Annotated in this window: 6 protein-coding genes; 5 read left to right on the top strand and 1 reads right to left on the bottom strand. The window is 71.2% G+C overall.

Translation table 11 applies throughout. From position 1 onward, the window contains the following. Positions 1-174 precede the first annotated feature (174 nt). The 3 genes from KF737_RS21490 (at position 175) to KF737_RS21480 (ending at position 3695) form a co-directional block, all read left to right on the top strand. A complete protein-coding gene (locus KF737_RS21490; protein ID WP_296460263.1) occupies positions 175-1107 on the top strand; it encodes a glutaminase in 933 nt (310 codons plus the stop codon). A 128-nt stretch (positions 1108-1235) separates the two neighbouring features. Continuing rightward, positions 1236-2078, top strand: coding sequence for a fumarylacetoacetate hydrolase family protein (locus tag KF737_RS21485; protein ID WP_296460260.1), 843 nt, complete (start codon positions 1236-1238; stop codon positions 2076-2078). 51 nt (positions 2079-2129) lie between these two features. Next, entirely contained in the window at positions 2130-3695 is a 1566-nt protein-coding gene (locus tag KF737_RS21480) for an MFS transporter (protein WP_296460257.1), read from the top strand. Between the two features lie 147 nt (positions 3696-3842). Here the strand turns inward: KF737_RS21480 and KF737_RS21475 are convergent, their stop codons facing one another. Beyond that, positions 3843-4664, bottom strand: a complete 822-nt coding sequence (locus KF737_RS21475) for an enoyl-CoA hydratase (RefSeq protein ID WP_296460254.1) — start codon at positions 4662-4664, stop codon at positions 3843-3845. 116 nt (positions 4665-4780) lie between these two features. On the opposite strand from KF737_RS21475, the gene KF737_RS21470 reads away from it, so the two are divergent. Then, a complete protein-coding gene (locus tag KF737_RS21470) occupies positions 4781-5539 on the top strand; it encodes a VOC family protein (RefSeq protein WP_296460250.1) in 759 nt (252 codons plus the stop codon). Positions 5540-5865: 326 nt separating this feature from the next. Continuing rightward, positions 5866-7257, top strand: a complete 1392-nt coding sequence (locus tag KF737_RS21465; protein ID WP_296460248.1) for a carotenoid oxygenase family protein — start codon at positions 5866-5868, stop codon at positions 7255-7257. The last annotated feature ends 6 nt before the right edge of the window (positions 7258-7263 follow it).

The raw sequence follows: 7263 nt of genomic DNA, 5'->3' as shown, positions 1-7263 counted from the left end.
CAATCGTGGGAGAGCTTCTCTGCGCATCTCCGCGATCTCTGCGGTTCATGAATCGGGCGGACACGCCGCCCACATGCCATATGCGATGGCCCTGCCTGCGCAGCGGGGGAGGGGGCGCTGCCGCCTCCACGCGCGTGGTTGCTGCGACTCCAGGCGGCGCTTACCGTCCGCGCCATGGCTGAGCTGGACCTGCAGGGCCTCCTCGCGGAGGTGGCCCGCGAGATGGAGCCGCACCGCGGCGAGGGCGCCGTCGCCGACTACATCCCGCCGCTGGCCCGGGTCGATCCGCGCCGCTTCGGCATGGCCATCATCACCTGCGACGGGCGGGCCGCCGAGGTGGGCGACGCCTGGATGCCGTTCTCGATCCAGAGCATCTCCAAGGTCTTCACGCTGACCATGGCCCTGGAGAAGCACGGCGAGGCGCTGTGGCGGCGCGTGGGCCGCGAGCCGTCGGGGTCGCGGTTCAACTCCATCGTCCAGCTCGAGGCCGAGAAGGGCGTGCCGCGGAACCCCTTCATCAACGCGGGCGCCATCGTGGTGACCGACGCGGTGCTGTCTGAACGCCGGCCGGACGAGGCCATCGCCGAGATCCGCGACTTCTTCCGCAAGCTCGCCGACAACGACACCATCGACATCGACCGCGAGGTCGCCGAGCAGGAGGCGGCGACGGGCTTCCGCAACTTCAGCCTCGCCAACTTCATGAAGGGGTTCGGCAACATCCACGCGGCCGTGGAGGATTCGCTCCACACCTACTTCAACCAGTGCGCCATCCGCATCACCTGCCGCCAGCTCGCGCGGGCGGGGCTGTTCCTGGCCAACGGCGGCGTCGACCCGATCCGCGGCGAACGGATCACGTCGGCCGAGCGCGTGCGGCGCATCAACGCCATCATGCTGACCTGCGGCCACTACGACGCCTCGGGCGAGTTCGCGTTCCAGGTGGGCCTGCCCGGCAAGAGCGGAGTCGGCGGCGGCATCCTGGCCATCGTGCCGGGCCATGCGGCGATCGCGGTGTGGTCGCCGGGGCTGAACGAGGCGGGCAACTCCCAGGTCGGCACGCTGGCGCTGGAGAAGCTGGTCCGCCGCACGGACTGGAACGTCTTCGATTAGGGGGTCCCGACCTGCGCAGGCTCCATAGCTCGGCGGCATGCGTCGGCGCCGGGAGGGCGGCGGTTCCGGGCATGGCGGGGCCGGCCGGACGCCGTTACGCTGGGCCGCGGTCTGACGGGGATTCGGCGATGAAACTGATCCGGTTCGGCGAGCCGGGGCGAGAGAAGCCCGGCGCGATCGACGACTGGGGCGTCTGGCGCGACCTTTCCGGCGAGATCGAGGACTGGGCGGGGCCGGCGCTGGCGGCGGCCACGACGGCGCGGGTGCGCGACCTGACCGTCGCCAAGTTCCCCAGGGTCGATCCGACGACGCGCCTCGGACCGTGCGTCGGCGGGGTGGGCAAGATCGTCTGCATCGGCCTCAACTATGCGGAGCATGCGGCGGAGACCGGCGGCAAGGCGCCGGCCGAGCCGGTGGTGTTCCTGAAGGCCAGCGCGCCCACCGGGCCGAACGACGACGTGCCGCTGCCGCGCGGCTCGGTGAAGACCGACTGGGAGGTCGAGCTGGGCGTGGTGATCGGCAAGCGCGCCGCCTATGTCGAGGCGGCCGAGGCGCTGGACCATGTGGCCGGCTACTGCGTCTGCAACGACCTGTCCGAGCGGCAGTGGCAGCTCGAAGGGACCGGGACCTGGGACAAGGGCAAGGGCTGCGACGGCTTCGGCCCGATCGGGCCGTGGCTGGTGACGCGGGACAAGGTTCCGGACCCGCACGCGCTGAGGCTCTGGCTGGCGGTGAACGGCGAGCGGGTGCAGGATTCGTCCACCGCCCACATGATCCACAAGGTCCCCTTCCTGATCAGCTACGTCAGCCGCTTCATGAGCCTCTCGCCGGGCGACGTGATCATGACCGGCACGCCGGCCGGCGTCGGCCTCGGCATGAAGCCGCCGCGGTTCCTGAAGGCCGGGGACCTGGTGACCCTGGGCATCGACGGCCTGGGCGAACAGCGCCAGCGGATCGTGGACTCCGTCTGACGCCTCGCGCACTGTCCGCGCCAAGAAGAAGAGAGCCTGGGGGAGGAGCTGATGACGGAGGCCGCAGCCGAGCCGGCGCGCGCGAAGGGACCGGGCGTCTACGCCTGGTACGCGCTGGGCGTCATGGTCATCGTCTACATGCTGAACTTCGTGGACCGGCAGATCCTGTCGATCCTGGCGGAGGACATCAAGGGCGACCTGGGCCTCACCGACGCCCAGCTCGGGTTCCTGTACGGGACGGCCTTCGCGATCTTCTACACCCTGTTCGGCATCCCGCTGGGGCGGCTGGCCGACATCTGGTACCGTGGCAGGCTGATGGCGATCGGCCTGGCGGTCTGGTCGTCCATGACCGCGCTGTCGGGGTTCTCCACCACCTATGCGCAGCTCGCCGTCGCCCGCGTGGGCGTGGGCGTCGGCGAGGCCAGCGCCTCGCCGGCCGCCTTCTCGATGCTGGCCGACTATTTCCCCAAGGAGCGGCGGGCGCTGGCCGCGGCGATCTATTCGGCGGGGCTCTATGTGGGCTCGGGGCTGTCGCTGCCGCTGGGCGGGGCGATCACCGACGCCTGGAACTCGGCGTTCCCGAACGGCAGCGGGCCGTTCGCGCTGGCCGGCTGGCAGGCGACGTTCCTGGCGGTGGGCGTGCCCGGCCTGATCGTCGCCGCCTGGGTCTGGACCCTGCGCGAGCCGCAGCGCACCGGTCCGCGCGGCGAGCCCCTGCCGGTGGCCAAGCCCGGCGCCTGGGGCATCTTCCTGCGCGAGTTCGCGGCCATCCTGCCGCCCTTCACGCTGATCAGCGTCGCGCGCCACAAGGGCCTGAAGCGCAACCTCATCGCCGCCGCGGTCATCGCCGCCGCCGTCACCGCGATGATCCTGCTGACCCACGACTACGCCCAGTGGATCGCCTACGGCGTGGGCTGCTACGCGGTCTTCTCGTGGGTGCAGTCGCTGAAGGCCACCGACCGGCCGACCTACCAGCTCATCTGGGGCACGCCGCAGGTGCTGCTCTGCATCGTCGGGATGGGCGGGCTGGCCACCGTCACCTACGGCTTCGGGTTCTGGGCGGCGCCCTACGCGATCCGCACGTTCGGGGTGACGCCGCACGAGGCGGGGATGGCGCTGGGCATCCCGTCGGCCATCGCCTCGGCGGTGGGCGTGATCGCCGGCGGGCGGCTCTCCGACGCCTGGAAATCGCGCGACCCACGCGGCCGGCTCTTCGTCTGCATGCTGTCGTCGGCGACGACCTTCCCGCTGATCATCCTGATGTTCACGCGGCCCGATTTCGGCAGCTACGCCTGGATGAACCCGCTGGTGGCGATGACCAGCTCGGCCTGGGTCGGCTCGACGGTCGCGGCCTACCAGGACTTCGTGCTGCCGCGCATGAACGGCACCGTCTCGGCGACCTATGTGCTGGGCTCGACCATGGTGGGCCTCGCCATCGGCCCCTACGCCTCGGGAAAGGTCGCGACCGTGACCGGCTCGCTGCAGATGGGCGTCTTCAGCCTGCTGCTGATGCCGCCGGTCTCGCTGTTCTGCCTCTGGCTCGTCAGCCGCAAGATGGCGGCCCTGGAAGCCAGCAAGGTCGACCGCGCCATCGCCGTGGGCGAACCGGCCTACTGATCAGAGCCGCGCAGCGGCAGTTAGTCGAACCACAGAAAACACAGAAGGACACAGATGGGCCGCAGCCGATTTCTGTGTTTTCTGTGTCTTCTGTGTCTTCTGTGGTTCCAAATGACTGAGCCTCCGCTGGCGCGGAGGCTCTAACGGTCAGCGGCCCGTGAAGACCGGCTCGCGCTTTTCGACGAAGGCCTTGGCGGCTTCCTTGTGGTCGGCGGTCTGGCCGCAGTGGACGTGGTGGGTGGCCTCCAGGTCGAGGCAGTCGTCCCAGTCGCCGGCCATGGCGCGGTTCAGGTTCTCCTTCATGTAGCGGTAGGCGATGGTCGGGCCGTTCGCGAGGCGCAGCGCGATCTCGCGGGTCCTGGCCTGGAGCTCGTCGAACTCGCAGACCCAGTTGGTGAGGCCGAGCCGCAGGGCCTCGTCGGCGCTCACGCGGTCCGACAGGTAGTACATCTCGCGCGCCTTGGCCGAGCCCACGAGCTGGGTCAGGAAGTAGGTGCCGCCGTAGTCGCCCGAGAAGCCCACCTTGGCGAAGGCGGTGGTCATGATGGCGCTCGACGCCATGATCCTGAGGTCGCAGGCGAGCGCCAGGCCCAGGCCCGCGCCGGCCGCGGCGCCGGGCAGGGCGGCCAGCGTCGGCTTCGGCATCTTGAACAGCTTGCCGGCGGTGGCCCGCTGGTTCACCCGCTGGCGATGGATGGCGGCGTCGATGCCGAGGCCCGGCCCGCCGCCGTCGTTGCGGCTGTTCATGCCCTTCACGTCGCCGCCGGCGCAGAAGCCCTTCCCGGCGCCGGTCAGCACCACGACCTTCACGCCCGGATCGAGCTCGGCGTCGGCGAGCGTGCGGCCCAGCGCCTGGTTCATGTCGTCGCTCATGGCGTTGCGCGCGTCGGGGCGGTTCAGCGTGATGGTCAGGACGCCGCTGTCGAGATCAGCGAGCAGGTCGTTCGTGCCGGTGTCGATCGCGGCCATGGTCGGGCTCCCTCCGTTGTCGGCGCGACCCTACGCCTTTGAGCGGCCGGTCTGGAAGGCTTGACCGACGCCGGGTCGCCCCCTGTAGTCGGCGGCAAAGAACGGGAGGACGGACCATGCGGCTTCGCCAGATCGCCCTGGTGGGCAAGGACCTCGACGCGGCCAAGGCCGAGATCGTCGACGTGCTGGGCCTGGGCCAGGACTACCCCGATCCGGGCGTCGGCCACTTCGGCCTGCACAACGCCGTCTGGCCGATCGGCGACACCTTCCTGGAGGTGGTCTCGCCGATGCAGGCGGGGACCACGGCCGGCCGCCTGCTCGACAAGCGCGGCGGCGACGGCGGCTATATGGTCATCATGCAGATCGACGGCGACATGGCCGGGACCCGCCAGCGCATGGCCGACCTCGGCGTGCGCATCGTCCACCAGACCGACCGCGACGACGGCAAGGTCGCCTACAGCCACCTGCACCCGCGCGACGTGGGCGGCGCGATCCTGTCGCTCGACGTCATGGTCCCGAAGGACCGCTGGGAGTGGGGCGGCCCCGACTGGCAGGCGAACGTGAAGACCGACACCTCGCTGGAGATCGTCGGCGCCGAGCTGCAGGGCGACGACCCCGAGGCGATGGCGACCCGCTGGGGCGAGGTGATGCAGCGGCCGGCGAGCTACCGCGACGGGCAGTGGGTCGTCGGCGTCGACGGCGGCGAGATCCGCTTCGTGCCGGTGACGGACGGGCGCGGCGAGGGCCTGCGCGCCTTCGACGTCAAGGTCCGCGATCCCGAGGCCGTGAAGGCCCGCGCCAGGGCCCGCGGCGCGCTGGACGCCGACGGGACCGTGAAGCTCTGCGGGACCCGCGTGGAGCTGGTGAAGGGGTAGGGACCCCGAAAGGACCCCCTTCGAGCCTCCCGCGCCAGCGGGGGGCTCAGTCATTCGAGAACCACGGATTGCACGGATGACACGGATTGGCGGCGGCGCTGTCCGTGTCATCCGTGCAATCCGTGGTTCTTGAATCGAAGCGCCGCTCCGCGGCCCAGGCGTTCAGGCGGGATGCGCTTTCGGCGAAAAGACGCCCGTTCGATGGGTTGACAAAAGTAACGGACAGAGCCGGGCGGGACGAATTTCAGTATAAGAAACAATAGACTTGACGGCCTGGCGGGTCCGTTGTTGCGGTTCGCGCTCCCGATGCGTGGAGCGCTGGACGTATGACCGACGTGGCTGAGGAAGATCCCTACCTGGCCCGCGGCTTTGCGCCGCTCAGGCAGGAGTTCGACTGTCCGGACCTGGCGATCGAGGGGGCGTTGCCGCCGGAACTCCTGGGGACCTACTACCGCGTCGGGCCCAACCCGCAGTTCGCGCCGCGGCCGCCGTACAACCCGCTGATGGGCGACGGCATGGTCCACGCCTTCCGGATCGCGCACGGGCGGGTGGGCTACCGCAACCGCTGGGTCCGCACCGGGCGCTGGGTGCGCGAGAACGCCGCCGGGCGCGCCCTCTTCGCCACCGCCGGGCCGTTCGGCGACGACCCCGAGGCCGGGCCGCGGCCGCCGGACGGCGTGGCCAACACCAGCCTCGTCTGGCACGCGGGGCGCCTGCTGGCGCTGGAGGAGGGCGCGCCGCCGGTGGCGATCGACCCCGTCACGCTGGAGACGCTGGGGCCCTACACGTTCGGCGGCGCGCTGCCGCGCAACATGACGGCGCATCCGAAGACCGACCCGGCGACCGGCGCGCTCGTCCTGTTCGCCAACCTGCCGCGCGGGCGGCTGACGGGGGAGTTGGCGCTCCACGAGGCCGACGCGGCCGGCGTCCTCTCCGCGGCGCGGATGGTGCAGGGGCCGCACGCCTCCATCGTCCACGACTTCGCGATCACGCCGAACTTCGCGGTGTTCGTCGTCTGCCCCGTGACGCTGTCGCTGGAGCGGGCGCGGGCCGGCGGGCCGTTGATCGCCTGGGAGCCGCAGGCCGGGGTCGAGGCGCTGGTCGTCCCTCGGGCCGGCGGCGAGCCGCTGCGGTTCGCGACCGCGCCCTGCATGGTCTGGCATGTGATGAACGCCTTCGAGGACGGCGGGCGGATCGTGCTCGACCTCTGCGAACAGGACGTGGCGATGTTCCCCACCGTCGACGGCGCTGCGCCCGACGCCGGCCGGGCGGCCCAGCGGCTGGCGCGCTGGGACCTGGACCCCGGTCGGCCGGGCGGCGTGACGCGGCGGCGGCTGCACGACTTCGTCTGCGAGTACCCGCGCATCGACGAGCGCCGCACCGGCCGGCCGTACCGCTACGGCTATGTGGCCGGGCTCGGCGGCCCCGGCACGGGCGACCTCTTCCAGCGCGGGCTGGCGCGCTTCGACCACGCGACCGGCGAGATGGCGGTGTGGGACGCCGGGCCGGGCGTGGCGGTCTCGGAGCCCGTGTTCGCGCCGCGCGGGCCGGAAGAGGGCGACGGCTGGCTGCTGGCCAACACCTACGACGAGGCGAGCGAAGCCGGGTCGCTGGTGGTGCTGGACGCCTCGGACGTGGCGGCGGGGCCCGTCGCCCGCGCGCGGCTGACCCACCGGATGCCGATGGGGTTCCATGGGCTGTGGATTCCCCAACCCTGATCGTCA

Source organism: Phenylobacterium sp. (assembly GCF_019636135.1).
Classification (GTDB): domain Bacteria; phylum Pseudomonadota; class Alphaproteobacteria; order Caulobacterales; family Caulobacteraceae; genus Phenylobacterium.
The sequence above is the reverse complement of the archived record's forward strand: the minus strand, read 5'-3'. Positions and strand labels throughout refer to the sequence as shown.

Coding starts and splice junctions, on each gene's coding strand:
- KF737_RS21490 (WP_296460263.1), top strand. CDS start 175: ATGGCTGAGCTGGACCTGCAGGGCCTCCTCGCGGAGGTGGCCCGCGAG.
- KF737_RS21485 (WP_296460260.1), top strand. CDS start 1,236: ATGAAACTGATCCGGTTCGGCGAGCCGGGGCGAGAGAAGCCCGGCGCG.
- KF737_RS21480 (WP_296460257.1), top strand. CDS start 2,130: ATGACGGAGGCCGCAGCCGAGCCGGCGCGCGCGAAGGGACCGGGCGTC.
- KF737_RS21475 (WP_296460254.1), bottom strand. CDS start 4,664: ATGGCCGCGATCGACACCGGCACGAACGACCTGCTCGCTGATCTCGAC.
- KF737_RS21470 (WP_296460250.1), top strand. CDS start 4,781: ATGCGGCTTCGCCAGATCGCCCTGGTGGGCAAGGACCTCGACGCGGCC.
- KF737_RS21465 (WP_296460248.1), top strand. CDS start 5,866: ATGACCGACGTGGCTGAGGAAGATCCCTACCTGGCCCGCGGCTTTGCG.